Source organism: Chryseobacterium culicis (assembly GCF_002979755.1).
Taxonomy (GTDB): domain Bacteria; phylum Bacteroidota; class Bacteroidia; order Flavobacteriales; family Weeksellaceae; genus Chryseobacterium; species Chryseobacterium culicis_A.
Genome location: NZ_PCPP01000001.1, coordinates 2,578,700 through 2,603,455, shown reverse-complemented (window position 1 = coordinate 2,603,455; position 24,756 = coordinate 2,578,700). Strand labels below are relative to the sequence as shown.

The 24,756-nt window shown below is 34.0% G+C and carries 30 protein-coding genes and 1 riboswitch; of the genes, 1 reads left to right on the top strand and 29 read right to left on the bottom strand.

Annotation, left to right across the window (positions count from 1 at the left end):
- Nucleotides 1–34: 34 nt before the first annotated feature.
- Nucleotides 35–2,119 carry a TonB-dependent receptor domain-containing protein gene (locus CQ022_RS11790; protein ID WP_105681572.1) on the top strand — a complete coding sequence of 695 codons (2,085 nt, stop codon included), beginning with the start codon at nucleotides 35–37 and terminating at the stop codon, nucleotides 2,117–2,119.
- 63 nt (nucleotides 2,120–2,182) lie between these two features.
- On the opposite strand, the gene CQ022_RS11785 is transcribed toward CQ022_RS11790, so the two are convergent.
- The 29 genes from CQ022_RS11785 to CQ022_RS11640 all read right to left on the bottom strand — a co-directional run bounded on the left by CQ022_RS11785 (nucleotide 2,183) and on the right by CQ022_RS11640 (nucleotide 24,747).
- Nucleotides 2,183–3,181: a T9SS type A sorting domain-containing protein gene (locus tag CQ022_RS11785; protein ID WP_105681571.1), complete on the bottom strand. Its 999-nt coding sequence runs from the start codon at nucleotides 3,179–3,181 to the stop codon at nucleotides 2,183–2,185.
- Nucleotides 3,182–3,316: 135 nt separating this feature from the next.
- Nucleotides 3,317–3,964: a 3,4-dihydroxy-2-butanone-4-phosphate synthase gene (gene ribB / locus CQ022_RS11780; RefSeq protein ID WP_105681570.1), complete on the bottom strand. Its 648-nt coding sequence runs from the start codon at nucleotides 3,962–3,964 to the stop codon at nucleotides 3,317–3,319.
- 92 nt (nucleotides 3,965–4,056) lie between these two features.
- A riboswitch (FMN riboswitch) is annotated at nucleotides 4,057–4,182 on the bottom strand.
- Nucleotides 4,183–4,325: 143 nt separating this feature from the next.
- The gene (locus CQ022_RS11775) at nucleotides 4,326–4,679 is read right to left on the bottom strand and encodes a DUF2200 domain-containing protein (RefSeq protein WP_105681569.1); all 354 of its coding nucleotides are present in this window, start codon (nucleotides 4,677–4,679) and stop codon (nucleotides 4,326–4,328) included.
- Between the two features lie 9 nt (nucleotides 4,680–4,688).
- Nucleotides 4,689–5,465 (bottom strand): alpha/beta fold hydrolase, encoded by a 777-nt coding sequence (locus CQ022_RS11770; RefSeq protein ID WP_105681568.1) that lies wholly within the window; start codon nucleotides 5,463–5,465, stop codon nucleotides 4,689–4,691.
- Between the two features lie 406 nt (nucleotides 5,466–5,871).
- A complete protein-coding gene (locus CQ022_RS11765) occupies nucleotides 5,872–6,372 on the bottom strand; it encodes a DinB family protein (RefSeq protein WP_105681567.1) in 501 nt (166 codons plus the stop codon).
- Between the two features lie 33 nt (nucleotides 6,373–6,405).
- Nucleotides 6,406–6,789 carry a 5-carboxymethyl-2-hydroxymuconate Delta-isomerase gene (locus CQ022_RS11760; protein ID WP_105681566.1) on the bottom strand — a complete coding sequence of 128 codons (384 nt, stop codon included), beginning with the start codon at nucleotides 6,787–6,789 and terminating at the stop codon, nucleotides 6,406–6,408.
- 132 nt (nucleotides 6,790–6,921) lie between these two features.
- Nucleotides 6,922–8,532, bottom strand: a complete 1,611-nt coding sequence (locus CQ022_RS11755; RefSeq protein ID WP_105681565.1) for a serine hydrolase — start codon at nucleotides 8,530–8,532, stop codon at nucleotides 6,922–6,924.
- A gap of 100 nt (nucleotides 8,533–8,632) precedes the next feature.
- Nucleotides 8,633–9,412 (bottom strand): hypothetical protein, encoded by a 780-nt coding sequence (locus tag CQ022_RS11750; RefSeq protein WP_105681564.1) that lies wholly within the window; start codon nucleotides 9,410–9,412, stop codon nucleotides 8,633–8,635.
- Between the two features lie 3 nt (nucleotides 9,413–9,415).
- Nucleotides 9,416–9,919 (bottom strand): hypothetical protein, encoded by a 504-nt coding sequence (locus CQ022_RS11745; protein ID WP_105681563.1) that lies wholly within the window; start codon nucleotides 9,917–9,919, stop codon nucleotides 9,416–9,418.
- A 15-nt stretch (nucleotides 9,920–9,934) separates the two neighbouring features.
- Nucleotides 9,935–10,453 carry a hypothetical protein gene (locus CQ022_RS11740; RefSeq protein ID WP_105681562.1) on the bottom strand — a complete coding sequence of 173 codons (519 nt, stop codon included), beginning with the start codon at nucleotides 10,451–10,453 and terminating at the stop codon, nucleotides 9,935–9,937.
- 1 nt (nucleotide 10,454) lies between these two features.
- Nucleotides 10,455–11,249 carry a hypothetical protein gene (locus CQ022_RS11735; RefSeq protein ID WP_105681561.1) on the bottom strand — a complete coding sequence of 265 codons (795 nt, stop codon included), beginning with the start codon at nucleotides 11,247–11,249 and terminating at the stop codon, nucleotides 10,455–10,457.
- 18 nt (nucleotides 11,250–11,267) lie between these two features.
- On the bottom strand, nucleotides 11,268–11,642 hold the full coding sequence (locus CQ022_RS11730; RefSeq protein ID WP_105681560.1) for a VOC family protein: 375 nt from the start codon (nucleotides 11,640–11,642) through the stop codon (nucleotides 11,268–11,270).
- Nucleotides 11,643–11,648: 6 nt separating this feature from the next.
- Nucleotides 11,649–12,200, bottom strand: coding sequence for a dihydrofolate reductase family protein (locus CQ022_RS11725; RefSeq protein ID WP_105681559.1), 552 nt, complete (start codon nucleotides 12,198–12,200; stop codon nucleotides 11,649–11,651).
- 111 nt (nucleotides 12,201–12,311) lie between these two features.
- Nucleotides 12,312–12,776 (bottom strand): DUF2628 domain-containing protein, encoded by a 465-nt coding sequence (locus CQ022_RS11720; RefSeq protein ID WP_165791612.1) that lies wholly within the window; start codon nucleotides 12,774–12,776, stop codon nucleotides 12,312–12,314.
- A 93-nt stretch (nucleotides 12,777–12,869) separates the two neighbouring features.
- Nucleotides 12,870–13,526: a hypothetical protein gene (locus CQ022_RS11715; protein ID WP_105681557.1), complete on the bottom strand. Its 657-nt coding sequence runs from the start codon at nucleotides 13,524–13,526 to the stop codon at nucleotides 12,870–12,872.
- On the bottom strand, nucleotides 13,523–13,915 hold the full coding sequence (locus tag CQ022_RS22970; RefSeq protein ID WP_105681556.1) for a hypothetical protein: 393 nt from the start codon (nucleotides 13,913–13,915) through the stop codon (nucleotides 13,523–13,525). The genes CQ022_RS11715 and CQ022_RS22970 overlap by 4 nt, the downstream gene beginning before the upstream one ends.
- A gap of 18 nt (nucleotides 13,916–13,933) precedes the next feature.
- Nucleotides 13,934–14,479: a hypothetical protein gene (locus CQ022_RS11705; RefSeq protein ID WP_105681555.1), complete on the bottom strand. Its 546-nt coding sequence runs from the start codon at nucleotides 14,477–14,479 to the stop codon at nucleotides 13,934–13,936.
- Nucleotides 14,480–14,539: 60 nt separating this feature from the next.
- Complete coding sequence (locus tag CQ022_RS11700; protein ID WP_105681554.1) at nucleotides 14,540–15,181, bottom strand: hypothetical protein; 642 nt, start codon at nucleotides 15,179–15,181, stop codon at nucleotides 14,540–14,542.
- Nucleotides 15,182–15,246: 65 nt separating this feature from the next.
- Nucleotides 15,247–16,215 carry a hypothetical protein gene (locus CQ022_RS11695; protein ID WP_105681553.1) on the bottom strand — a complete coding sequence of 323 codons (969 nt, stop codon included), beginning with the start codon at nucleotides 16,213–16,215 and terminating at the stop codon, nucleotides 15,247–15,249.
- Nucleotides 16,216–16,280: 65 nt separating this feature from the next.
- The gene (locus tag CQ022_RS11690) at nucleotides 16,281–16,829 is read right to left on the bottom strand and encodes a hypothetical protein (protein WP_105681552.1); all 549 of its coding nucleotides are present in this window, start codon (nucleotides 16,827–16,829) and stop codon (nucleotides 16,281–16,283) included.
- Between the two features lie 32 nt (nucleotides 16,830–16,861).
- Complete coding sequence (locus CQ022_RS11685; RefSeq protein WP_105681551.1) at nucleotides 16,862–17,374, bottom strand: hypothetical protein; 513 nt, start codon at nucleotides 17,372–17,374, stop codon at nucleotides 16,862–16,864.
- Nucleotides 17,375–17,478: 104 nt separating this feature from the next.
- On the bottom strand, nucleotides 17,479–18,138 hold the full coding sequence (locus CQ022_RS11680) for a DUF2461 domain-containing protein (protein ID WP_105681818.1): 660 nt from the start codon (nucleotides 18,136–18,138) through the stop codon (nucleotides 17,479–17,481).
- Between the two features lie 17 nt (nucleotides 18,139–18,155).
- On the bottom strand, nucleotides 18,156–19,358 hold the full coding sequence (locus tag CQ022_RS11675; protein WP_105681550.1) for a hypothetical protein: 1,203 nt from the start codon (nucleotides 19,356–19,358) through the stop codon (nucleotides 18,156–18,158).
- A 78-nt stretch (nucleotides 19,359–19,436) separates the two neighbouring features.
- Complete coding sequence (locus CQ022_RS11670; RefSeq protein WP_105681549.1) at nucleotides 19,437–20,039, bottom strand: SMI1/KNR4 family protein; 603 nt, start codon at nucleotides 20,037–20,039, stop codon at nucleotides 19,437–19,439.
- A gap of 37 nt (nucleotides 20,040–20,076) precedes the next feature.
- Nucleotides 20,077–20,736, bottom strand: coding sequence for a hypothetical protein (locus tag CQ022_RS11665; RefSeq protein ID WP_105720525.1), 660 nt, complete (start codon nucleotides 20,734–20,736; stop codon nucleotides 20,077–20,079).
- 42 nt (nucleotides 20,737–20,778) lie between these two features.
- Nucleotides 20,779–21,444: a DUF4919 domain-containing protein gene (locus CQ022_RS11660; RefSeq protein WP_165791610.1), complete on the bottom strand. Its 666-nt coding sequence runs from the start codon at nucleotides 21,442–21,444 to the stop codon at nucleotides 20,779–20,781.
- 132 nt (nucleotides 21,445–21,576) lie between these two features.
- Nucleotides 21,577–22,752, bottom strand: coding sequence for a kelch repeat-containing protein (locus CQ022_RS11655; RefSeq protein WP_123864424.1), 1,176 nt, complete (start codon nucleotides 22,750–22,752; stop codon nucleotides 21,577–21,579).
- A 65-nt stretch (nucleotides 22,753–22,817) separates the two neighbouring features.
- Nucleotides 22,818–23,363 (bottom strand): hypothetical protein, encoded by a 546-nt coding sequence (locus CQ022_RS11650; RefSeq protein WP_105681545.1) that lies wholly within the window; start codon nucleotides 23,361–23,363, stop codon nucleotides 22,818–22,820.
- Nucleotides 23,364–24,159: 796 nt separating this feature from the next.
- Nucleotides 24,160–24,747: a hypothetical protein gene (locus CQ022_RS11640; protein ID WP_105681543.1), complete on the bottom strand. Its 588-nt coding sequence runs from the start codon at nucleotides 24,745–24,747 to the stop codon at nucleotides 24,160–24,162.
- Nucleotides 24,748–24,756: the final 9 nt, after the last annotated feature.

Here is a 24,756-nt window from a genome sequence, read left to right as displayed (position 1 = left end):
TTGATTGTTTTAATGGTATAATTCATCTTCATCCATGAAAAAAACTATATATACCATCTTCTTTCTTTGCAGCACTTTTATGTTTTCACAAGAGACTAAAAATGATACGGCTGATGCTGCGGCCACCAAAGAAATTCAGGAAGTTATTTTGAAATCACAGCATAAAAAGTTGTTTGCAGACAAAGCTGTTTATACTTTTGACAAAGAAGCTCTGGAAAAAGCCCGATACGCAAAAGATCTTCTTCGTACACTTCCGGAATTGCAGCTGGATCCGGTAGCAAATACGATTACCAGCACGAAAGGAGGAACTATACTGTTCCTTATCAACGGCATTGAAGTTACAGATATGCAGATCCGGAGTGTTGCACCCAGTGAGGTGGTAAAGGTAGAGTATTATGACATTCCGCCTGCAAGATGGGCAACGAGGGCAGATACGGTAGTTAATATTCTTACAAAATCTACAGAAACAGGATATGTTTTCGGAGCTGATATTTCTACTGCTTTAAATACCGGGTTTGTAAATAGCTCGGCCTATGCGAATTATACAAAAGGAAAAAATAATTTCGGACTGGAATATTCTTTGAATCTGAGAGATTATAATGACAGAAGGGTGAACAGTATCTATGACTATCAGCTCAATGGAAAACATTACCGTTCGGATGAAAACAGAACAGATCATTTCGGATATTCTTTCCAGAATATTGCTTTGCGGTATACAAGACTTGTTCCTGATGATTATGCTTTTCAGGCTAAACTGAATATGGATATTTTCAGCAGATTTTCAAAAGGAGTGGGGCAGAGTGTCTTTGCTGAAGATAACCTGAAGGAAGAGCACAGTATGTTTAAAAATAATGGGTCGGACTATGTAATTCCTAAACTGGACCTTTATTATTCAAAAAAAATTAGTGAAAAAGATGAGTTGAGTATTAATGTGGTGAGCTCTTATTATACTACAAATACTACAGAAACAGCAAAAGAATGGGTGGTAGGCTCGGGATTGTCTGTATATGATAATGATATGATGCTGAAAGCCAAACAGACGAGTATGGTGGGAGAGCTTTCTCATACACACGATTTCAAAGCAGGAAAACTTTCATCCGGATATCGTATTTCAAGGTCTTCTATTTCCAATGATCTGAATAACCTTGCCGGATATTCTCAATACAGTGTCACTTATCTGGAACAGTATTTTTATACCGAATTTGCAGGAAAGGTGAATCAATTCAGTTACCGCATCGGAGCTGGTCTTACGAATATTCATAACAAAAGTGCAGAGAATACTTTTGATGAATGGACTTTTACTCCGAAAGTGATTTTAGCCTATCAGATTAAAGGTAATCAGAATCTTCGTTTTACCGCAAGTTACAATCCAGTAAGTCCATGGAGTAATGCTTTGAGTAGTAATGTGGTGCAATTGGCTCCCAATATTGTTCAGAGAGGGAATCCTTTTTTAGAATCACAACAGGTCTTTTCTAATAACCTGACCTATTCTTTTAATAATAAATATTTTGATTTTAATGCAGGTTTGTTTTACAGGTATACTAACCGTGTGATTAATCAGTATTATGTTCAGGATGATATATTGGGAGGGTATGCACTGACTTATGAAAACGGGAAGAACGGACAGCGATACGGGGTACAGCTGACGGGATCTTATAAGCCCTTTGGGAACAGCTTACTTATTGTAAAAGCTGTAATCACACCGACTTCTGAAACCGTAAGGACAAGTACAGGGGCTTTAATCAAAAATGATTATTTAGGAAATTATTTTTCGCTTTCATCAGAATATAAATCTTTCTCAGTGCAGTATCAGTTCAATATTCCGGTATATAGCCTTAATGGAGCTTTCCTGAATACAAATGAAAACCAGAATAATATTTTTGTAAGCTATAAACATCAGAACTGGACGTTTTCCACAGGCATGTACTGGATAGGAATGCCTTCGGAATACAAAACGAAAAGTTTACCGGAAAGTTTGGTTGATTATAAAATTCATACACAGATTATGAACAATAAATCCATGTTTGTATTAGGATTAAGTTATGATTTCTCTAAAGGAAAAAAAACAGAGATTCAGCGAAAGCTTAATAATGAAACGGCTCCTGCAGCAACCTTTTAAATGCAAGTTTGAATGTTAATAAGAAATCCCCGCTCATTTGTAGGAGCGGGGATTTTGTTTTTATTATTTCTTGATGAATTTTGTATTCTTTGTTTCTGCAGCATTTTTTCCACTGACCTCAATGAAATAAGATGCTGGTGGAAGGTCTGAAATCTGTATGTTTCCAGATTTTACTTCTGAAGTTTTAACCAGTTTTCCATCCAGGCTGTAAATGTTGGCTTTAGAGTAATTATCTGTATTTCCCTTGAAACCGATAAAGTCTTGTGCCGGGTTTGGATAAACTACTAGGCTTTCTTTTTTCGCAGCATTGTTTACGGCCAGGAATGCTTCACTTAATGCAAATGAAGTGATTACATTCTGGTTGATACTCAACAACGGAATGCTGATATTTCCAATGGTAGAATTTAGCAATGCATATCTGTGAGAAGCATCGTAATAAGAATAAGCTGTATTGGTAATGGCACCAATAGGGTTAGAATAAGTAATATCAAAAGATGAATATAGGTTCAAGTTTTGTGTAAATTTTATCCTAAGGACATTACTGTATGTCTGATTACCGATAATTAATGTTCCGTATGCATCAGCAATGGAAGTCATTGTACCACTGAATAATCCGTTAGCAGAAGATGAAGAGAAAGTTCCTTTTGCTGTATCGGTTTGTGCCGGTCCGTAAGTTGTTGGATAATTAATGTGAGTACCGTTATCCACATTAAAGTTTAACGTTGCCTGTGAATTTACCATTCCAGTAATCTCCAGTTTAGCAGATGAAGCTTTGTAATAAACGGTGGTTGCACCGTCTATCATTTTAATTGTGGAACCTGGAAAAGTCGCTATTTCAGTAGAAGTAGGCGTTAAATAGGTTGTTTGTGATGCTGCTCCCATCGTAAGTCCTGAGTTTGAGAAGGTAGCGTTAGGTCCGGTTGCAGAGTTGTTTACTCCTCCGCTTGCAAGATTGTAATTAACAACGTTTCCAGAAATAGGGTCATTGGTCGCTTTTGTAAGCGTGATCTGCGCAGAAACCATGGCAGACGCTCCTAATAAAAGGAGTAAAGATTTTTTCATAGTCAGAATTTTTTGTTAAAAATAATTAAAAAATAGTATTCAAATATTAATTTTATTTGTTTTTTGTTAAATTTTTAATAAAAACGCCTGCTGGTCATATCAGCAGGCGGCTCTGTGCGTTAAAAATCTTTAAGTTTAGTTGCTCATTACCATTTTACGGTAAGCATAAATATCTTCGATGGTCACCACACTCATCCCTTTTTTGATGGCAAAGTCCACAATTTCAGGAAGTCTTGCCATAGAACCGTCTTCGTTAGTCAGTTCACAAAGTACGGCATCATCACCCAGATTGGCCATTTTTACAAGGTCTACACTGCCTTCAGTGTGCCCGCGTCTTTCAAATACACCACCTTCTCTGGCAATCAGGGGGAAAACATGACCGGGACTTGCAATATGCTCGGCCTCTGCATCTGATGCTACCGCTGTTCTGATTGTTGTTACACGGTCTCTTGCTGAAACACCTGATTCCACACCTTCTCTGGCTTCAATGGAAATTGTGAATGCAGTTTGATTTTTTGAATTGTTGTTTTCCACCATTGGACGAAGGTTGAGGTGGCGGCTTTTTTCCTCAGAAATACATAAGCAGACAATGCCGCTGCATTCGCGGATTAAAAGTGCCATATCCTGTTCTGTAATAGTGGAAGCGGGAAAGATGATATCGCCTTCGTTTTCGCGGTTTTCATCATCTACTAATAGAATACCTTTTCCCTTTTGTAATGTTTGAAGTGCTTTTTCTACACGTTCTCTGGAGGTAGCTCCGAATTGTTCTAATAATTTTTCCATGTTATTTTACTTTTAAAAGTTAAAATAGTCTTCGGTACATGGAAATGAAATACGACACAACAAGAGTCCATAAGGAATCTTATTGATCATCTCATTTTCTTCTCCCATCCAGACTTTAACTGTCGGTTCCGGAATTTCACCAGATCAGTCCCTTCAAAAGAAAGGAGTCGCGGACTGTAACCGCCGGTAGGGAATTTCACCCTGCCCCGAAGAAAACTTATACTAAGTTTTGCTGTATGTTGTAATTTAAATTTTTATTTCATTGAATAGTTTTTAACGCACAGACCGCTAATTTCGGGAAGTTTTTTGAATTGGAGAAGATATTTTTCAGATTTATAAGTTTGTAAAAGGATATTTATTTTTAAACTGCTCTTAATATTTTTTCCATCTTCTTTCCTTTCGCCAGTTCATCAATCAGTTTGTCCAGATACCGGATATTTCTCATCAGTTCATCTTCAATTTCTTCTACACGATATCCACAAATGACTCCTTTAATTAATGAAACATTGGGATTCATCTGTGGAGCCTGTTCAAAAAATGTTTTGAAGTCAGTTTTATGATCCAGTATTTCCTGCAGGTTTTTTTCGTCATATCCCGTCAGCCAGAATATGATTTCATGTACCTCTTCTTTGGTGCGTCCCTTTTTTTCGGCTTTTTGAATATAATGTGGGTAAACGCTGGAGAATGCTGTTGCGAAAATTCTGGTATTTTGCATGATTAAATATTAGATTAGTTTTTTGATAACATTATCAAGAATAGTATTGAATTCAGTTGGCTTTTCCAACATAGGATAATGTCCAACTCCTTCAATGGTCACATAGTCATAGTTTTTCAGATATTTTCGATTGGTTTCCGCATCGGTAGGAGAAGCATCCGAATTGATGGCGATCACTGGCACCTGAACTTGCTTTGCAATTGTATTGACATCAGCTTTGTATAGCGGTCTGAGGACATTGATTGCCAGTTCAGGGTCATTCTGAAGAAATTCGTGCTGGAGTCTTTCCTTTACGTCAGAAGGAGTTTGTTCGGCAAACAGATATTGCGGAAGGATGTTTTCCACAGTATATTTAAAATCGGTTCTGTATTGTGATAAAACTTCTTCAGTCTGTTCTTCCGTATAAGATTCATCTAAGTTTTTCAGGGTATCAATCAGAATTAATGCTTTCACCTGTGGGATTTTCAATGAAGCCTCGAGCACATAAGCCCCGGACATAGAATGTCCTACAAGTATAACTTTATTTGAATGAACAGCATCAGCAACTGCTTTAATGTCATCCGCATATCTTGTGATTGTCCATTCCTGTCTGGAAGAATCAGATTTTCCATGTCCTGCAAGATCCATTTGTACAATATGATATCGGCTGCTGAAATATTTTTGCTGGTCTTCCCACCATTCGGTATTGCCCAGCCATCCGTGTATGAAGATCAATGTTGTATTCCCTTTTCCGGATTCTTTATAATGAATTTTCTGACCGTCTGATGATATTGCAAATTTTTCCATATATAATTGTAAGTATTGGTGTATTATAAACCAAATTTACAAAATCACAGTGATTATATAAGAATAAGAATAGGGGATAAGTTGAGATTTCTGTTAAAAAATGTTGATAAGTTATCCACAGAACTTATCCACATGATTTTCTATTGTGGAAATTTCACGAAAATTTATATTTACTGTAAATTAAAGAAATACAGTTAATTACGGTGTGTTTTTTCAATGACGAGAAAAGTTATCCATAGTTTATCCACAGGAGTAAATAGATACATATAAAGTTATCCACAAATATTTTAAGATGTGGATAACTGAATATTTTTAATGTAAATTGCTTGAAATCAGTTATTTAATTATGTTTCTGTGATGATACTGATATTTTACTTCAGACTTATCCACAAAACCGTTGATTTTATTACTGATCTTTATAAATATTCCAAAAATTGAAATCGGTCATGGGAGCGTCTGTTATTCCGATATTTCTTCCCATCGTTACAATTTGCCCTCTATGGTATGTTCCGTGGAGAATAGCGTGCTGGATATATTCATATTTGGAAAAATCACACTGAAACCATTGGGATTCTATCTTTACATTTTTTGAAAGATCTTCTTCAGATAGATTTTCCACATAATCTACCAGCTTTTGTGAATTGTTTTTAATGGCATTGAAAACATCTTCTTTGCTGGTGGTTTCTGTTGTTTTTGTAAAATCAAAATCATTCTTTTCAGAAATGTGACTCCACCAGTATTCCTGTGTTTGCCAGATATGGTGTAGCGTTTTTAAAATAGTCGGGAAGCTTGAAATGGTTTCCTGGTTGAGTTGTTCATCAGACTTTGTGGATAACCAGTCGATGTATTTATTGACTACCCAATTGTTGTACTGTGCACTTTTGCTGACTAATGTTTTTAAGCTCATATTATTAATGTTTAGTTGGTGTAAAGGTGAATGTTATAAACCGAAATGCCTGTTTTTATCCATGTTTTCAGGATCAATTAGGGCTTTGTTGCTGTATGTTGCCGCTTCAAAGTCACTGATACTTACAGAAAGAAAAGAAATGTCAGGCAGTAATTCTGAAAGTCGGGTACAGATTTGTTTTGAGAGATCGGCTTTTTGTTCTGTACTGCGTCCCTGCATGATATATCCAAACACATGCAGAAAATTTTTCTTGCCATTGCCTAATCTGTAATACTGATAGGGTTGAATTCTGACTTTAATATCGTTGGGAGCAAAAAGGCCTGTTGCATGGGCCACTTCATAAATGGCATCCATTAACTCATCAGGTGTCCTCTGATGAATAATATCCTGTGAACAATCTATAATAAAATGAGGCATAGATTATTTTTTGTGGTTTGATTTTGTGTGAGATAAAAGTAATAAAAAATATCAACGGATATTCAAAATAAAAACCGTTCTGTTTTTAGAACGGTTTGAAAATGTGTATTTTTTACTTTGTAGATGCAGGTTTTATTGAACAGATTTTTTTATGCTGTATTGTGGTTGTACTGCGTTGGTCATGTCGAGAACAATATCATACATTCCTTCTTCTTTGATGGGAAAATCATAGGAATCAAAGGCAATACTTTTATCATCATTGTTTAGTCCCAAACTATATCCCCAGTCGTTATTAAATCTGAATTTAAGATTACCTTTATTCAGTTTATAATTTCTCAGAAAATGAATATTGGGGTTTTTAAGATCAGTCTGTAGCGGAATGTCTTTTCCGTCCCAGCCGTTAGGAGTCGCATTTCCTATAATTCCCCAGGTAAGATTATTGGTATTCCTTTTGGCTGTTTTTACTGTTCCATCCCAAAAATGAATAACAAGAGTCTCTATTTTCCCATTTTGATCAGGCTGGAATGTACAGGTGAATTTTTCATCAAGCTGAAATAATGTTTTACTTTTTGGTAACAGGGCATTTCTTGGGTAACTGCCTTCTTTGAAAACCAGTCGTCCATCGGAACTTTTTATGTAGAAGTTTGAGTTTTCTGTATAATAAACACCTTCCAGCTTTTTTAAATCCTCTGCACTCACTTTTGCAATGGCTGGAATGCGATAAGGTTTATTGTACAGTATTTTTTCTGCCAAAGGAAGAATAAAATCGGTGTGTGATAGTTCTGAATTTGAAATAACAATCACACAAATATCATCTTCAAGGACTCTATAGTATCTGCTTCTGTAGCCAGGTCCGCCGCCATCATGACCCACTCTTTTTTTGTCAAAAACAGTTGAAATCTGGAAACCCAGGCCATAATGATCCTTAAGATAGGGTGTGAAAGCTTTTTCTAAGGTTTCTTTTTTAAGGATGGTGTAGTTCTTGAGTGCTTCATTGAATCTGAACAAATCTTCTACGGTAGAATACATTGCTCCTGCGCCAAAAGGGTGATCTGTTTTAAAACGTAATGCTTCGTTTGACAGGTTATCAGATAAAAATTCATATCCGAATGCTTTATTTTCATCGGTAACGTTGTTGAAATGAAATCCGCTGTGATCCATTTTCAGAGGTTTCAGGATATTATTTTCTATGACTTGATCATAGTTCAGGCCTGTCACTTTTTTAATAATATAGCCAAGAATATAATATCCGGAATTGGAGTAATCCCAATCCTTACCAGGCGAGAAATTCAGAGGTTTTGCAGAAATATATTGTAAAAATGTTTCTTCATCTACAGTATATTCAGAGTTGGTATCATTGGGAATTCCTGAAGTATGAGATAACAGATTGGCAATGGTAATACTGTCGCCCTTAGGAAAGTCAGGGTAATATTTGGACAGCTTGTCATTCAGAGATAATTTTCCCTGTTCTTCCAGCTGAAAAATAACTATTGCAGTGAACATTTTTGTGGTGGAGAAAACCCTGTATAGGCTGTTATTGGTATTTTTCTCTTTTTTAGGAGCATTTCTGTAGCCGTAGCTTTTTTCAAAAATGATTTTTCCTTTTTCAGCAATCAGAACAGAACCATTGAACAATCCTGCCTTTTCATACGTTGAGAATAGTTCTTCCAGTTTTTTAGATTTCTGCGAAAAAAGGGGATGTACTGCAAGCAATAAAGCGATACAGGTTAAAATAGATCTCATGTAATTTTTTAAATAAGACACTTTTAAGTGTGATAATATTACATGGAATTTGAAAAAAATATTTAAGAATAGATGTTACGGTTTTTTCTCTAATCATTCTTTAATCTAAAGAATCAAAAGGAATTTTGTTTTCATTAACGAGTTTACTTTTTAATTTCTCAGCGTAAGTATGGGCAAATTTTTCTTTTTCGCTTTTTGGAATCCGGAAATATAAGGACATTCTTTCGTCATACGCATCATAATCAATATCTTCTTTATTTTCATTATATCCTGGTCTTTCAACAACTTCCAAATAATGAACATAATGTCCAAACTCATGTGGTAAAGTTCTATAAAGTTGAGTATTTCTAATATTTTGAGGTTGGAATTCTGCTATGAAATTTCTTTTTGTTTCCGTAAAAGTATGACCATCTGTTTTTAACCTTTCAAATTCCTGTTGATCCTCAATCGTTTGTTTTTTAGGCCAAAATAATTGTTTTTCCAAATCAATGGCATCTAAAATAATGGCAGGAAAATATTCATTTTCGAAATCATAGCTATAGATTAATCTTCCCCAAACCGGTGAAAGAATTTCCTCCTTTCGTTTGGGTTGCCTTAAAATGATATATTTTAATTCTCCATAATCTTCAATAGGTAAATTCTCTATAACTCTCTCTATGTCGTTGATAGAGCAAGAATGAATCGAGTTTTTGCGGAGCTTTTCAATTATAAATATAAATTCATGATTGTTGATAAGCCGTATTTCTTTTTGGTAATCAGTAAGTTTTTCATAAAACGACTTGAGATCGCCATAAGGAGAGGAAATTGTCAATTTATTATTTTGACCATACCCTTGTTTTTTTGTGCCAATATTTTTATTTCTACGGGTTGGATTATACATTTTTTAATACCACATTTTTTTTATTTCATCTGTTATTTCACAGGCTTTAGTTTCGGTGATCCAGTCCAGAATTCTTATTTCACGATCTTTTTGTATGAAAACAACAGAATACGTTGAGCCGCTTAGAGAAAAATTATAGCGGACTCCCAATTTAGACTTTTCTATTGTAAAATCCTTTGTCTGAACCTGATCAATTTCTTTTTTCAAATATACTTTTGGGGCGGTAAATAATTTGTTTTTATACCGGATTGTTATTTGTTCAGGCTCAATAGTGAGTACTGTTTTTCCAAAGGTGTTCCAAAGCCAGAAATAGAGAAGTAGTATAAAAAAACCAGCAAAGGGGATGACTGATAAAATATAATTGAAAATAATAAAAATGCCCTCCGTCTGCATACTCATAAGAGGAATGATGATCAGAATAATCAAAGAAATTATGAGTAAACCTAAACCCAATATAAAGGTTACCACCCAATTGGTTTTGTTTTTAATTTTAAAGATGACTGGCATAATCAAGAATGTTTATTATAGGGCTTTTCTTTCATACAATTTTGTCTTGTCAAGTCCGAAATTATTAATTCTTATTGTTGGCGAATCCTCTTCACAGTTTGGAAGATTATCATAAAGCTGATCAGTTAATTTTACTATTCCGGGTGTTACCGCATGATCAAATTCATAGTTTTTTTCATTAGTGGTAATTTCCAATCCGGACTGCCTATTACCAAATGGAGAGGGAATACTGAAGGTATGTATGGAAACAATTTCATCCCATTTTATATACTCTGTTATACTATTTTGTTTAAAATAGAATCCATCATTTGTATATTGAAATATTCCATCATCTTTATGCAGTCTGTCCATTTCTTTTTCAAATGAATCATAATCTTTTTCTTCGTCAGGGGAATAGAGTTTGGCTACTGAAAATATAAGAACAACAAAGCACAGAAAAATAATGCCGAATGAAATTTTTGTGTCGTCAAAAACGGGGTAGTAAAACAGAGTAAGAATGAGAATGAAACTGGTGGCAGCGATGATCTTTTTCATATTATAATTTTTCAAAGTACTTCCCTTTGAACTGATGATAGCGTATTTTTTTATCTGTAATTCTGGAATCATCCCGAATCAATGGAATACTGATGATTTTCTTTTTAGCATCATATTGAATATCCAGCGTATTGAAAAGCTCAATGCTGATAGGATTCTCTCTGTTTGAAGTTGCGGTAAAATCCAGCTCATAACCCAATTCATTTTTAATGCCGGAAGACGTTTTGATGAGCTTGGCATTGCTGTTGAGCTTCCCGTTTTCAATAGAAAATACTTTTATTGTATGATGAAAAAGAGCAGAGCTGTAAACAGCAGTACTTTGAGCAAGATAATATTTTTTATTCTGTGAAATGACATCATTAATCTGAGAATACATTGCTTCTGCATCATCTTCCATATTACTTTTTAAAACTTCACTCTGTACCTTTTTACCGGATTCATACTGGAAAACACTTCTGTAAAAGCGCATAGTACCTCCGGTTTCGGTGTTCCAGGAATAAATTCTGAACTTCCCATCTTCTGAAGAATTGATAGACAAACCGTTTTTCTTGAGTGATTTAAAGTCATGTCTCAGAGTTTGAGGGTTAGATGAAGTATAATATTGTAATAGCTTTTCAAATTTTCTGTTGGCAGCATACAGGGAATCATAGGTAAATGAATCCTTATTGCGTGCATCATACCAGTATTGAATTCTTTGAAAAGAACGGTCTAATTTTTTTTCAATGATGGAAATATTCTGCCCGGATAGTATACAGGAGGCTGCTAAGTAGAAAAGTATTCCTAATATTTTTTTCATGGCCGTAGGAGATTAGTTTTATTTTTTACTTTTTAACTGAAATACATTTCCTTCAGGATCTGTTCCGTCACAAAGCCGGAAAGGATAATTTTCAAAGGTTTTAATTTCTCTCATGCTGATGTTTTTTGAGACCAACTCATTTCTTGCAGATTCTATATCAACGTCAATTTCAAAAACAATTTTAGTATTGTTGTCAAACATATAGCCTTCATCTATTTGATCAAGATACTGATCTCCGATTTTGTGTAACCCGATATGAACACCACCCGCATCAAGCAAAACCCATATTGGATCTTCTTCTATCACTTTCAGATTAAAATTTTCTACATAAAAATGGGCGAGCAACGAAACATTTTTTACATACAGAATAATGGTACTAAAGCGAGCATTCATCTTGTATTAACTTTGAGTCTGTGGTTCGTAAATAAGCTGTACTACACCGGATCTGAATACATTGGTTTTAATTAATTTTAAATTTAACCTTCCCTTCAAATCTTCAAAAAGAGGTTTCCCTTTCCCGAGAGCAACCGGATGAACGGATATTCTATAGGTGTCGATAAGATTGTTCTGAATAAAAGTTTTAATAAGACTTGCTCCTCCATACAGCCAGATATCTTTTCCGCCCTGTTTTTTTATTTCTGAAACTTTTTCTACAATATCAGAACTGATAAAAACAGCATTTTCATCTTCTCTGTTTTGACTGGAAAAGACAAATTTATTTTTTGAATGAACTTCTTCCCAAACTTTTTGTTCTTCCGGATCTGTATTCTCTTCCGGCTGATAGTTTCCCCAGGCATCATAGCTTACCCTTCCGTAAAAAATAGTGTCTATTCCGGAAAGAAATCCATTAAAATCCATATCATCATCCATGATGCACCAATCGGTTTCTCCGTTTGGTCCTTCAATAAAACCGTCTAAAGTAGTGGCAAGATCTAATATTACTTTTTTCATTTTTTTAAATAGGTATGAGTTGGAAATAACGATAAAGATAGGAATGTTTTGCTTTTTTTACTAAAAATAAGGTTTGTATTATTCTTTGATTTTCAACACTTAAATAAATATTTAACTCAAAGCCATTGAGGCAATTATTATAATCAATAAAATACTTACGTACAGAAAGCTTGTTCCTCCTTTTTTGCTCAAATATTTTTTTTGCTGTTCATATTCCGGAAATTTTTCCTCTGCTTTTTCTATTGTTTTCTTTGCTTTGTTGAGGTAAAGAAGATTTCCCCAAAAACCTAAAATAATAAGCATGAAAATTGTAATAATATAGCCAACCAGTTTGGTTTGCTCCACTCCAATTATTGGGGCTAAGAAAAATTTTTCAAAGCAGCCTTCAACAAAGAAGAATGAGTAAATGAGTATGGCTTCCAGGTACATTCTTCTATAGAGAAACCAGAATACACCAAAGAAAAAAGCAGCATAGTTAAAGGTGAATTTTTTTCCTTTTTCAAAAAGATTTAATTTTTCAAGATAATATGGACTACTTTCCTGAAAGAAATTTTCATATTGTTGAATTTGGTTCATAGTTGAGTTCATAAATTTTTATGGTGGTTGAAATAATATAGGTAAATTGGTTTTCACATGATTTTCACAACAAACAATCTCCTGTCATTCATGTCAATATCGAGTTCTTCTGCGTAACAAAATCAGTGCTATCAGAAGCATAACAATAACAAAAGTGGAAATATAAATGATTGTCTTGTACCTGTTATTCTGCTGATTGAGCGTTAATATTTCTTTTTTTTGTTCTTTAATTTCTCTGTCGGATTGTTTGAAGTCGTCCACAATTAAATCTGTAAGTTCAGTATTATTGGATGTGTCGGAATTTTCAGATAATTTTTTATACTGAGAACTTAAAGATTCCAGTTCTTGTAATTCTGCAGAAGAAAGTTCGTCTAATCTTTTTTGTACAAAACAATGATCGGAGAGGAGAAATCCGGTATCTTTTTCCTCATAGGCGAAAATCAGATATTTTCCCTTTTGGGTAAAAAGAACATCACAGGAATGAAGTGGAGATCCGAAAAGGGTAGCAGTCTGCTGATAGAATTCTCCATAGTCATTTGATTTGTAGACTTTATTTATTTTGACTTTGCTTAGAATGTTTTGTACAGTTTTGAATCCTGAAGGTACTTCTGAGATATCATATACTTCCCCAATCAATACAAAGTCAGCATTTTTGAACGAAGATTTTAAAGAGGGTTCTCCATTACATTTGCAGGCTAAAACTTTTACAGAAAATAATAAAAGGGAGAGTAAAAAAACTTTGAATGTCATGGGGTTTGTTTTTTTCTTGATTGAAAAAATTTTATAGTTGCAAAAGTAAATCCCCATACTGTAAATCCAATGAGAATAATAAATAGATCAATATTCGTAAAAGAAAAACTTGCAATCGGCCATTCTAATCCAAAATAAGTAACAGTTATAAAGTAAATAATATGGTAGATCAGGAGGGATATTGTAAGACTGAGCTGCTTTTGAATACTAATGATTGAAATTAGAATTGTTGAGACAGCTAAGGAAATACCTGATATGGTCATAACTCCAATAGAAATCATTGCAACATCTCCACTGGGAAGCTTCAGTAGTTTTATATATTCACCGGAAATAACGGTGTTTAGAATTCCGATTACCAGGAAAATTCCAATTATTTGTAAAATTTTCAACTTGATATTTTTATTCTTCTATACATTAAATAGTTCGATGATTTTTTGATACATATTATTCATATATTCATCTTGAGGAGCACAGTTGCCATTGCTCATTTTTAATAAACTGTTTTTCTTCACTGCATAAATAACTATACCATCTCCATCTGTACACGTAGTAGGAACTTCATAATTATTGTTAAGCCAAAAATGATTTTCAGACAATAGCTTCATGAATTGTACATATTGTTTTTGGGTTAAATTTTTCTGTACAAGAATTTTAAATCTTGAATCTATTTTTTCACCTGTTTTCTGATCATATTCACTTGTATATATTTTCTTTTTGACAAGAATATATTTATGTCCTGTTTTTTCTATTCTGAGTAAATAATTTTCTCGAAATGCAGACCATTTGAAAAACTGATAGACTTCATTATTTTCTTTAATGGTCGACTTATCAATGCATTCTAAAGGTTTCTCTTTAAGTTCTTCAGATAAGTATTTACATATATTATCATTATTATCCTGAGCTGACAGAAAAATAAATGGAAATAATATGAGTAGAGTGAGTATTTTTTTCATTGGTTTTTATAATAATAAAATCGTTCTTACAACGGCTTTAAATATATTGTAAATGTAAACCTATCGGTAAGGCAGATTGATTTCTTCAATTTTTGCTCTCAAATCTCCAATGGTATACGCGTCCGGGTTACACGGGATTTGCGGAATATTATGGGCTGATAGAAAATCATTCAAATCATCACAATCTTGGAGAATATTAAATTCTTTATTGTCTAAATCTAAAACAATTCCTTTAGTTTTTCCATTGATAGAATAGGCAAGAGGACTTAATGCCCCTAAGAATGCTTTAGACCATAAACCTTTCATATTTTCTTCAAAATAAATGAATCTTCCATAATTCAGGACTTTACAAAATCTTGAATATTGGTCAGGATCATATCCTTTGTCGTCTCTGTTGGTATATTTTCTATAGGTCTGAAAATACATTTCTCCTTTATGCGAAACGGCTAGCGGAAATTTAACCCTTTTATTCTTTTGCTTAAAGTAAAACAGAGCCTTTTCCGGCAGAGCAAGAGAATCACATTTTTCACAGACTTTGAAGTATACTTCTTCGGTGGAAGAAGGTTTTTTATTTAAAACATCTTCCAGTGTCATATAAACGCCTTCCGGAAAATCTCCTTTTTTGATGGATGGATATTCTTTCTCTTGTCCGGTTACGATGCTGGAAATAAAAAGAAGAGAAAATAAAATATACAGTTTCATGGGTTTGTTTTTTCTAAGGGACTAAATTACAAATAAGTGAATAGGGAAATAGAATAAAAGATCGCTTATTCTGTATCATTATAAGAATTGACCTTATAAATCAGCTGAAATTTCACCGTATTTTTCTTGGAATTGGGATATTTTTCTTCATTGACCTGTTTTTCGAATTCTTTCATAATTTCCAGATCCAGATCATCTTTAACCGCATATTGGATGTCATTCTTCTTTTTTCCTAATTCGAATTGAACCATTATTTTTCCTTCTTTCTTAGAGTTTTTAAACAGGTTCTCAAAGATTCTGTTGGTCTTTTCTATAACAGCCTGAATATCCTCAACGGAAGAATTGGCCTGTATTTCAGGCTCACTGCTTAAGAATAGTACTTTTTCAAGTTTTGTTTCCTTGTTTCCCTTATCGGTCATGTAAACTTCATTACCATTTCTATACTTTTTGAAAGCTCCATCCGTTGTATAGGTTCCGTTATCAATGGGATTGTTGTAAGCATTTTTATTGGGAAACTCATCAAGCCAGAATAATTTCAGCTTTTCTTTCAGGAAATTTATGATGTAATCATGATTTTCGGTTTGCAGAATGAATAAAGGCTCCTGGATGTCAAACGAAATGGTGGACCAATAATATTTTAATTCATCTTCATTGGCTTTTCTGATCTGATAATTTCCGGAAACTTCTTTTTTAAATTCATTCCATATCTTTTTTGAGTCATCCAGTTTCTTTGCCATTTTCCCTTCGATTTCCATATCATCTATGTGGAAAATCAAACTGTCAGGTATCGTTTTTAAGCTTTCAATATTTTTAAATCTTTTCCAAAGAGTTGGCCCTATAATTAAATTTTTCCCCAATAGATCATTATTGGCTGTATTGGTAAGGCTCTCAGTAAGCATTTTTTTTGCTTTCTCATTTGTTTTATCATCAGCATAGTGATAAACCACACCGGAAGGAATGGTGATTTTCTCTGTGATTTGTGCCTTGACAACATTGACAATGAATAAAAGGAGTAGAAGGATTTTTATTTTCATGGGTTGTTTTTAATTGGGGTAAAATACAAAAAAAGAGACGCTTATTTTTTTCTGTACTTCAAATATTATTTTCTGAACTGTAATGTTTGAATTGCCTGTAAAAGTTCTATCTGAGTTTCTTTCTTCAGATTTGTACCATATAGATTGAATCTGATTTTTCCTATTGATTCAGTCTTGAGGCTGTCGATATAAATTCCTGTCATTCCTTTTCCCACTTGTTTGGGCTCTACTATTTTAGCCTTGTACCCATCAATTTTTTTATAGGTTATTTTACTTTTTACAAAATCTTCTCTCTTTGAATTTTTATCAATGATAATAAATTCTGTTGTATCAGCCTTTGGATTCACCGTTAGAAGTTCGTTGACATCTCTTCTGCTAATAATCGTGATATTTTCTTCTAATGAATAGGAATAAGGTCCGTAATCATAAAAAATCGAATCATTATTTTTTGTAATGATAATTCCAGCATTACTATCACAAGCTTCCGGTTTCAATTTTTTCCAGCTTCCTGGAGCCTTTAATCTAAAATCACCAAAATCTAGTGACCGTATTGAATTATCAGAACAACACAATAGTATAAAAGAAGCGAAAATAAATAAGGATGTTTTTTTCATGGCTTTATTGGAACATGTTTTATAAAGGGTTGTTATTCCTTTTTTAGCTGAATTTTATTTTTTGTAAATCCTATTAATACATTGTGTTCAATATTATATAGGGTAGAATCTGTTTTTAAAATTATTTTTCCGCTTTCATAAGTGCAAATTCCTTCCTGAAATATCCAGGAACTTCCCGGATTATCATATTCTGTGATTGTAAATGTATTATTGGGTTTGTGAATGTCAATATGATAATTTTTTGCATTGTGAGGAAAGCTATAGCTGATCCAAATTCGATTTTGGTGTCTTCTGATAGCATTTGACCAAAGAAAACTGGCGATCACAACGGCGACAACAGAATTGATGATAAACAACAATGATAAGTTTCTTTTCTTTGTTATCCACAAAATACCTCCTGCCAGCAGATTACTGAAAAATAACACGGGGTAAATTATTACAACTGCAATTGAAATGCTGGGATCTGGATCAATATTGTAGAACCAGGTCCAGATAACGAGAAAATCAATGATGGATAAAATTAAAATTTGCAGGATCCATTTCATTTTTTGAAGAAATAATATTATTTTTTATTCGATTGTTTAATCTTGAATATTTTACTTTCTGAACTCCTCTTTTCTCATATAGAGTACATAAAAAACTTCTTATTTTAAAACAAAGGTTCCCCGTTCAAATCCGTGGTCAGCACTTCACTCATATAATCAAAAAAAGGACGCATGGCAAGTAAGGTTTGCTGGGCTTCTTTTTGAAAATTGTCTGATAAAACTTCCTTATCGGTAAACTTCCGCATCACCAGAAACTGCTTTTTTCTGATCAAATCTATAGCCGGATGATTTTTATCAAAACCTCGTGGGGCTGTTTTTACAGCGTCACCTTTAAGTTCTCCAAAATATTGTATAAAAGTTTTGTCAGAGATAATTTTTTCAATTTCTGTACTGCTGATTTCAAATTCTTTACGGATACGAAGTAAATCTTTGGCTTCCGGACCCCAAAAACCACCTCCTACAAAACTGTTACCCGGTTCCAGCTGAATATAATATCCGCCTCTCAGCATAGGTTTTGAACGGGAATATCCCACTCCGAGATAGGATTTATACGGTGTCTTGTCTTTGGAAAAACGAACGTCATTATAAATCCTGAAAATATGGATTCCTTTAAGCTGATCATGCTCCTGAAGGGTATTATAAATCTGAGTAAAAAAAACTTTGTTTTCTTTTACAATGATGTCGTATTCGGATTTGTGTTGAGCAAACCATTCACGATTATTGTTTTCTTTTAAATGGGTAAGGAATTCAAATGCTTTTTTCATGTTGTTATTTAGAGAAGTTATGCTTGTTTCCATTGCAGTTCAATATATTTTGTACAGTCGTTTTTCATATCATCATATCCATCAAGTAAAATGGCTGAACCTCCTTTTTTTACTGCTTCCTTTACTATTTTATAAGTTTCTTTCGCTCCCTCAGGATCTAGACCTGCTAAATCAAAAACAATATTATTTGTCTTCGAAAGCGTTGCATATAAAGTTAATAATCGTCTTGGGTTACCTGTAATACTATTTACTTTTATTTTTTTGTTTATCCATTCCGTTTCATAAATTTTTGCTGCATAGGGACTGGCTGGGTTGGTGTTCTTTCTTAAATATTTTCCCACCGTCATAGGATAAAAAATGTCTCTAAAATTTGATTCTCTGAAATGTTCAGCAAAAGTCATCTTTTTGTGGATGATAAAACTTTCATGGTTTGTTTTACCACAAAATAGATCTTTAAGAAACATTTCCGTTTCATAAAAGTGTGGTCCGTGGAAAAGATTTATAATAATAATTTCCCCTTCATTGAGTGTAAATGGAGGAACGTAAAACAGGTCTGTTTGTATTCCTTTGTTTTCGATGAGTATTTGGGTTTTTTTTATCCAGCCAAGCTTGTCAAATAATAGTTCTTCATATTCTTTATTCCCCTTAATAGCTTTAATAAGATTTTCAGCATTGTCCGGTATTTTAGTGATATGATTGAGCTTGTTTCTATATTGTAACTTATAATGATAAAGCTCAATTAAATTGGAGGTGTTATTGGCTTTTTCTAAAATAGTATGATGCAATTGATCTGCTTCGCCATTTCCTTGTGGCTTTAGCCAGTATATCAAATTAGAAATCCCTATACGCTCGATGATGTCTCCTTTGCTGAATTGATCAGCAAGGTAATTGGCAACAGCTTTAGTTCCAAATGCATTCAGACAAGGTATCAGAAATATTCTGTTGAAACTAGGATCTTTATAATGTATTGCTGTTGTTAATAGAGACTCAAATAGATCTCTACTGAAGCTGTTGTATAAATAAAGTAAGTCAGCAACAAAATATTTGTCGGGCATTTCAGAATCACTTTGAAGAAGATCTAGTAATTCAGCTGTTTGTTGATCCGATAAATTTTGATTGTTTGCTTTGAATTCAGTCAAGGCTTCATTCTCCCGTTCATAATCAGGATCAAAGTATTTGCCAATGATTTTATATTTTTCGAGGGCAGCTTTAATTTCCATAGTTTGTTTCTGGCTAAAGAGCTTAATGTATTAGTTCGTGTGGGAAAATTTATTTAATATAGCTAAATTAAACTAAGCTTAATAGCGACCTATTTTTTTGTTCCAAAATGAGCTTGTATCAATTTTCTTTTTTTCAGCATGACGAATTGGAAAAATATCTTTTGCAATTCCTTTTGATAAATTACCGCCCCAGAATATAATATCATCGCCATACATTGAAAGTACATGTTCTTCATGATCCAGTATTAAAAACCGATGTCCTAAATAGGGAATAATTGGAGGAACATTTTGATTCTTCAAAATATCTTCTGTCACACGATTGGCTTCCATTATCCATTCAATTCTTGCTTTTATGAGGGGAATGTCCTCAGGATATGAATAAAAGGTAGGACCAAAATCAATTTCTCCTTCACCACCATTATTATCTATTCCCGGTTTATCAAGTCCATTCATCGTCCGGTAATAGTTCTTTAATGACTCCGGAAAAGTGATGTTCAGTTGTTTCTGAAAATCTTCCAATTCAGACTCTGACAATCCTTTTTTCCATTTGCTTCCTTCCTGAATCTGGAATCCCCAGCATTCCATCAGATCTACTTTCTGCCAATATTTTTCACTTTTCTTTTTTATCCATTGAAAACTTGAAATTGAATTGTCCAGTTTTTTAAATTGTCTTTTTTTCATAACATTTCTTCTAATATTGATACAAGATCCGGTGTATTCATTTGTTATTATCGATCAATCTTTGTTTCAAACCTTCTGATAACAAATTGTTTTCTAGTAAGTAGCGGGTCATTATTTTCAGGAAATACCGGCATTTTTTTAAATAATCTTTATCTGGTAACACATTATCGGTATCATTTAAATAAGTGTTGGCTCTGTTGATAAATACTCCGGCCCCTTCAAATTCTTTGCTGATGAAGAGTGTTCCAATCAGGGAGATGTAAGAAACAAATTTATATTCACTGTGGTTTCTACGTAAATATTGAGGAGGCATCTTTTTGTTCATCTCCTGAAAATAGGATATGATTCCGATATCTTTCAGGTATTTTTCCTTCTCAATGACAAACCAGTCGTCCACTATTTCGCCATCAAAATCCATTTCAAGATCATAATACCCGATGGATTCCAGGTTTTTAAGATAGATTTCGTTTTCCACACAAAGACTTATTCTTGCCCGGATAATAGGTTCCTGGTATCGCTGTTCAATCAGATATTGGTATCCCTCAAATACAAAAGTAATTTCATGCCGGGCAAAGCCTCCTATAAGCTCATCAGGATCCTCTGAGAGTATTTTGTGGATGGTGTGAAATGCTTCATTTTTGAGATGGAATTTTTCAGCTCTTTCGGTGAGTAATGTTTGAAGTTCCTGAGCGTTCATATCATGATTATTAGTTCCCAAATCTACGAATAACAAGAAAATCTATTCAAACATTTTTTTTGTTGCATGAGGTATGATGAAGTACATACTTGTTGTATTTCCATTGTCGAAATTAATATCAAGAATATCCAGAAAATAACCATTTTTATCCTTTCCAGACCCCATTTTTCCAATCTTCATATTAAACCCTTTTCTTAAATAATCCTGCCCATCACTAGGATTTAATGCAAATGTTGGTTCATCAGGACTAAATCCCTGCCCGCTGTAGGCCATCGCATGAAATATTATTCTTGTTTTCAATAGATATTGATCTGCTGTTTCTTTATGGTCAGTTTTAAAATAGGCATAGGATGTTTCGAAAAGTGTTTTCAGGTCGAAAGGGTGGGTTTTCAAAAATTCATCACCCAGCTGAATTACTTTCTCATATTCCTTTTCTGTATTCAATTGATATAATCTTTTTCCAAATTCAAGATCTTTATAGGGTTTATAAAATTTATTATCTGTAAAACCAATTAGTAAAGCCAGTACCTGCTTATCTGTGAGTGTTGTGTCTATTTTATTATATCTGTCTAATAAATTATCATAATAAAGCTCTGATTTTATATTTTTTGTTTCTTTAAGTATTTTCTCAAAATCTTTTTTATACTCAAATTTATCTTGAGCAAAGCTTAGAAATGGGAAAAAAAGAAATAGGAGGAGAATTCTCATGTTGATGTTTACTATTGAATTATATCTTTTGCAGAGTATATTCTGCATTCCTGACATGTATAATATTAATTCGTTTTCAGGATTATTTTTGAAGCGAATGATGGAATTGATAACAATTTTTTTCGCATATTATTATTTTACAATTCTAACCTGCTGCAAAACCCCTTTCTCATCTTTAAAACTAAAAATATAAGTTCCCTTTTGTACTCTGGATAAATCTATATTTCTGTTGTAATAGGCAAAACCTTTGTGTATTTCCTTTCCATCTGTGGAGTAAACGGTAAATTCAAACTGATTGCTGTTATTTTTATTACTGATGACAAAACCGTCTTTTTGTGCATTAGTATAGACTCTTGTTTTAGTTTCATAATTTTCATTGGCTGCGTTTGAAGAGAGTGCATTTTCACTAATATCAGCTGCTTGTATACTTTTAATCGCTGATTTGGTGATAGATGTCGTACTTCCGCCGATAATGTATAAAGTATTGTTATGTACCTCTGCTACAGCATGTCTTCTGGGAATCATGTTGGATGATAGCGGATGGAATTTATTGGTGGTTGTATCAAAATAGGCGAGAAAAGTTTGATTATTATACCCTCCTGCAATAAAAATCTTGTCTCCGGATACGGCTAATGAGTGTCCCGATATCCCGGCGGGCATCGTATATTGATCGGTCCAGAGATTCGTGTTGAGGTCGTAAACATTAATAAGTCGGGATGAGGTACCGTTAAAACCACCAATGACATAAAGCTTATCATTCACAATTTTGCCCTTTGTTTCTCTAGCTGTGGGCATATCGGGTAATGGATGCCATGTATCGGAAGCAATATCATAATACTGGAATCTGTTAGAAAATACAGTGGTTTTCGCTCCGTTGAGTCCGCTGCCCCCAAACACATATATTTTGCCGTTATGAATGGCAGAACCTGCATGTCCTGTATAGGAACGATTAACAGCGCCCTTCGTTATGGTATTGGTTGCAAGATCTACAATTTCAAGATGGCTGTTTCCCCAACCGTTAAAAATATAAATTTTATTATGGTACGTCTCCGAATTAGCAAATTTTTTAGAAAGCAGAGTAGTATTGAGAACACTCCATTTGTTATTCGTAATATTATATTTCTCAATATAATTGGCGTTACCTCCCTTGTCCTGATACCCGTTGCTCACATAGATATTATCATCCACAATTACGCTGGTTGCAGCACCTCTGCCTGTAGACATATCTTTAAGGTTCTTAAAATGGAGTGTTTGTGTATGGGCTAGTATTGATCCTAAAAATGAAAGGAATAATAATTTTGTTTTCAATGGTATAAAGTTTAGTGTTTTTGTTTTATAGTTGTAAAGTCAGAAGTTATAAGGTTGTGAATACATCAGGATTTTTCTTCATTAATGTATTCCAGATAATCCTGTTCTAAATTATTAATTTCTTCAATTAAAAAATCATAAATATTTCCTTCAAATACTTCATAATCTTCCTCGTCGTATTTATCATACTCAATTTTTATGATTCCGTTGTCGGTATATGCCCTGTAGAGATTTCCACTGCGCTTGAAAAACAGTTGTCCCAATGGCTTTTCTTTATACTCAAGGGCTTCCTGATGTTTTTCTTCAAATCCCATCCAGGAAGGCATTTCTTCATCCTGCGAAAGTCCGTACACAAAAAATCCATATCCGAATTTCCAGCTTGGCAGAACATCAAATTCCTGGGGACGTTTCCAGACCTCTTCTTTCACTTCAAGAAGTAAGGACCCGAATGAGGTCAGAAAATCCTTAACATCTTCACTGAAGGTAAATCCTGTGCTTTCTTCATATTTTCTGATTTGTTCTTCAGTTGCAGGATGGGCCACGGAGCCCATCACGAAAAAATCATCATTTAATTTCTTTTTCCTGTCCCAGAATTCTTCTTTTGTTGCCATATTTTGTTTTTGGTTACGTCGTCAGCATTGATCAGATCGTTGTTGAAACAAAGATAAGAGAAAGTTTGAGGATAAAAATTAGTGCGGTGGTGGATTTTATTTTATTTCTGCAAAGCCGGGAGACTTTGTGGAGCGAGGTTACTGCCTTCTACAATGATGCAAACTCATGTTAGCAACAGTTATTATTTTAATTGAATTTCAATCAAGCTTTTGTTCTTCAGAAAAGTTTAGAGGAATCACTTCATTTTTACATTTGTTGCAATTAATTTTCATTCTTAATTTGTTTTTTTTGTTACCAACATCCAAATTTAGCTATTAAATGAACATGTGAGAGTATCTATAGGTTCAAATGTAAATAGAGATAATAAGATACGCTGCATCAGGCATATAGGTTTATCATATTCCTTTCTGTTAGTTTGTTATAGATGCCGGCTTTATTCACACGCTGCCTATCATCATCCGGTACAGCTACCCCCTTACCTAAGGGGGTAAAGGGGGTTACATAAGGGGCTCTACCCATTTGTTCAACGGGGTACAGGCCGTTCCGAAGGGGGTACAGCTACTTACCCAAGGGGCTTTAGGGATTTATAGAAGGGGTTGGAGGCACTTTGTGAAGGCGCTAGAGGCCGTTCGGAAGTGGCTGGAGACCCTTGATAAAGGGTCTGGAGGAAGTTATGAAAGTGTCTGGAGGGGGTTCCGGAAGAGGTTGAGGGTGGTTTATTGTCCGAAATCTGTGACTTTGGTGATGTATTTTATTGGTGCAAAGTCGGGAGCATTGGAAGAATGGGGTTATCAATCAGTGATATCCTTTTATTTTCTGTAAAATAACAGCATCATTCTTATTCGTATTCTTTTCTATGAGGAGATTTAGAATCTCTCCATATAATGCCCTTTGCTTTTCATTGGGAGCGTTCATCGGGTTGATTTGAACTAATTTTCCATTGGAGTATACAATGATAATGTTTGTTGACATCCCATCCATTGCGGGTTTTAAATCTTTATCATTAAAATCTTCTGAAGTGAAGGAACCTGATATTCGTTGAATTCGGTCGATATCATTTTGAGAAAGTGTAATTTTAAAAGGTTGCAGTTCCGGCCTTTCATTGAGGTATTCCAGATGTTCTTTCTCTTCTTCGGCACTCCATTTTTCTCCATTTTCCTTTGATGGAGGCGGAGGTGGTGGAGGATTATAAGAAACGGGGCTGTAAAAAATCAAATATTTTTCGTTAAAATTTAAGATGGTTTCAGCAGGAAGATGAAACGTAGGGTAGTATCCTATTTTGATCAGAACAGGTTTAGGTTTTTCAATTTTGTGATCACCATTTTTCTTACCACAGGAATATAAAAGTGCAAAACAAAACAATAGCAGTATAAAGTTTTTCATGGAGGAAAA

Excerpts from the sequence above, each read along its gene's own strand:
- CQ022_RS11790 (WP_105681572.1), top strand. The coding sequence starts at position 35 with ATGAAAAAAACTATATATACCATCTTCTTTCTTTGCAGCACTTTTATG.
- CQ022_RS11785 (WP_105681571.1), bottom strand. The coding sequence starts at position 3,181 with ATGAAAAAATCTTTACTCCTTTTATTAGGAGCGTCTGCCATGGTTTCT.
- ribB (WP_105681570.1), bottom strand. The coding sequence starts at position 3,964 with ATGGAAAAATTATTAGAACAATTCGGAGCTACCTCCAGAGAACGTGTA.
- CQ022_RS11775 (WP_105681569.1), bottom strand. The coding sequence starts at position 4,679 with ATGCAAAATACCAGAATTTTCGCAACAGCATTCTCCAGCGTTTACCCA.
- CQ022_RS11770 (WP_105681568.1), bottom strand. The coding sequence starts at position 5,465 with ATGGAAAAATTTGCAATATCATCAGACGGTCAGAAAATTCATTATAAA.
- CQ022_RS11765 (WP_105681567.1), bottom strand. The coding sequence starts at position 6,372 with ATGAGCTTAAAAACATTAGTCAGCAAAAGTGCACAGTACAACAATTGG.
- CQ022_RS11760 (WP_105681566.1), bottom strand. The coding sequence starts at position 6,789 with ATGCCTCATTTTATTATAGATTGTTCACAGGATATTATTCATCAGAGG.
- CQ022_RS11755 (WP_105681565.1), bottom strand. The coding sequence starts at position 8,532 with ATGAGATCTATTTTAACCTGTATCGCTTTATTGCTTGCAGTACATCCC.
- CQ022_RS11750 (WP_105681564.1), bottom strand. The coding sequence starts at position 9,412 with ATGTATAATCCAACCCGTAGAAATAAAAATATTGGCACAAAAAAACAA.
- CQ022_RS11745 (WP_105681563.1), bottom strand. The coding sequence starts at position 9,919 with ATGCCAGTCATCTTTAAAATTAAAAACAAAACCAATTGGGTGGTAACC.
- CQ022_RS11740 (WP_105681562.1), bottom strand. The coding sequence starts at position 10,453 with ATGAAAAAGATCATCGCTGCCACCAGTTTCATTCTCATTCTTACTCTG.
- CQ022_RS11735 (WP_105681561.1), bottom strand. The coding sequence starts at position 11,249 with ATGAAAAAAATATTAGGAATACTTTTCTACTTAGCAGCCTCCTGTATA.
- CQ022_RS11730 (WP_105681560.1), bottom strand. The coding sequence starts at position 11,642 with ATGAATGCTCGCTTTAGTACCATTATTCTGTATGTAAAAAATGTTTCG.
- CQ022_RS11725 (WP_105681559.1), bottom strand. The coding sequence starts at position 12,200 with ATGAAAAAAGTAATATTAGATCTTGCCACTACTTTAGACGGTTTTATT.
- CQ022_RS11720 (WP_165791612.1), bottom strand. The coding sequence starts at position 12,776 with ATGAACCAAATTCAACAATATGAAAATTTCTTTCAGGAAAGTAGTCCA.
- CQ022_RS11715 (WP_105681557.1), bottom strand. The coding sequence starts at position 13,526 with ATGACATTCAAAGTTTTTTTACTCTCCCTTTTATTATTTTCTGTAAAA.
- CQ022_RS11705 (WP_105681555.1), bottom strand. The coding sequence starts at position 14,479 with ATGAAAAAAATACTCACTCTACTCATATTATTTCCATTTATTTTTCTG.
- CQ022_RS11700 (WP_105681554.1), bottom strand. The coding sequence starts at position 15,181 with ATGAAACTGTATATTTTATTTTCTCTTCTTTTTATTTCCAGCATCGTA.
- CQ022_RS11695 (WP_105681553.1), bottom strand. The coding sequence starts at position 16,215 with ATGAAAATAAAAATCCTTCTACTCCTTTTATTCATTGTCAATGTTGTC.
- CQ022_RS11690 (WP_105681552.1), bottom strand. The coding sequence starts at position 16,829 with ATGAAAAAAACATCCTTATTTATTTTCGCTTCTTTTATACTATTGTGT.
- CQ022_RS11685 (WP_105681551.1), bottom strand. The coding sequence starts at position 17,374 with ATGAAATGGATCCTGCAAATTTTAATTTTATCCATCATTGATTTTCTC.
- CQ022_RS11680 (WP_105681818.1), bottom strand. The coding sequence starts at position 18,138 with ATGAAAAAAGCATTTGAATTCCTTACCCATTTAAAAGAAAACAATAAT.
- CQ022_RS11675 (WP_105681550.1), bottom strand. The coding sequence starts at position 19,358 with ATGGAAATTAAAGCTGCCCTCGAAAAATATAAAATCATTGGCAAATAC.
- CQ022_RS11670 (WP_105681549.1), bottom strand. The coding sequence starts at position 20,039 with ATGAAAAAAAGACAATTTAAAAAACTGGACAATTCAATTTCAAGTTTT.
- CQ022_RS11665 (WP_105720525.1), bottom strand. The coding sequence starts at position 20,736 with ATGAACGCTCAGGAACTTCAAACATTACTCACCGAAAGAGCTGAAAAA.
- CQ022_RS11660 (WP_165791610.1), bottom strand. The coding sequence starts at position 21,444 with ATGAGAATTCTCCTCCTATTTCTTTTTTTCCCATTTCTAAGCTTTGCT.
- CQ022_RS11650 (WP_105681545.1), bottom strand. The coding sequence starts at position 23,363 with ATGGCAACAAAAGAAGAATTCTGGGACAGGAAAAAGAAATTAAATGAT.
- CQ022_RS11640 (WP_105681543.1), bottom strand. The coding sequence starts at position 24,747 with ATGAAAAACTTTATACTGCTATTGTTTTGTTTTGCACTTTTATATTCC.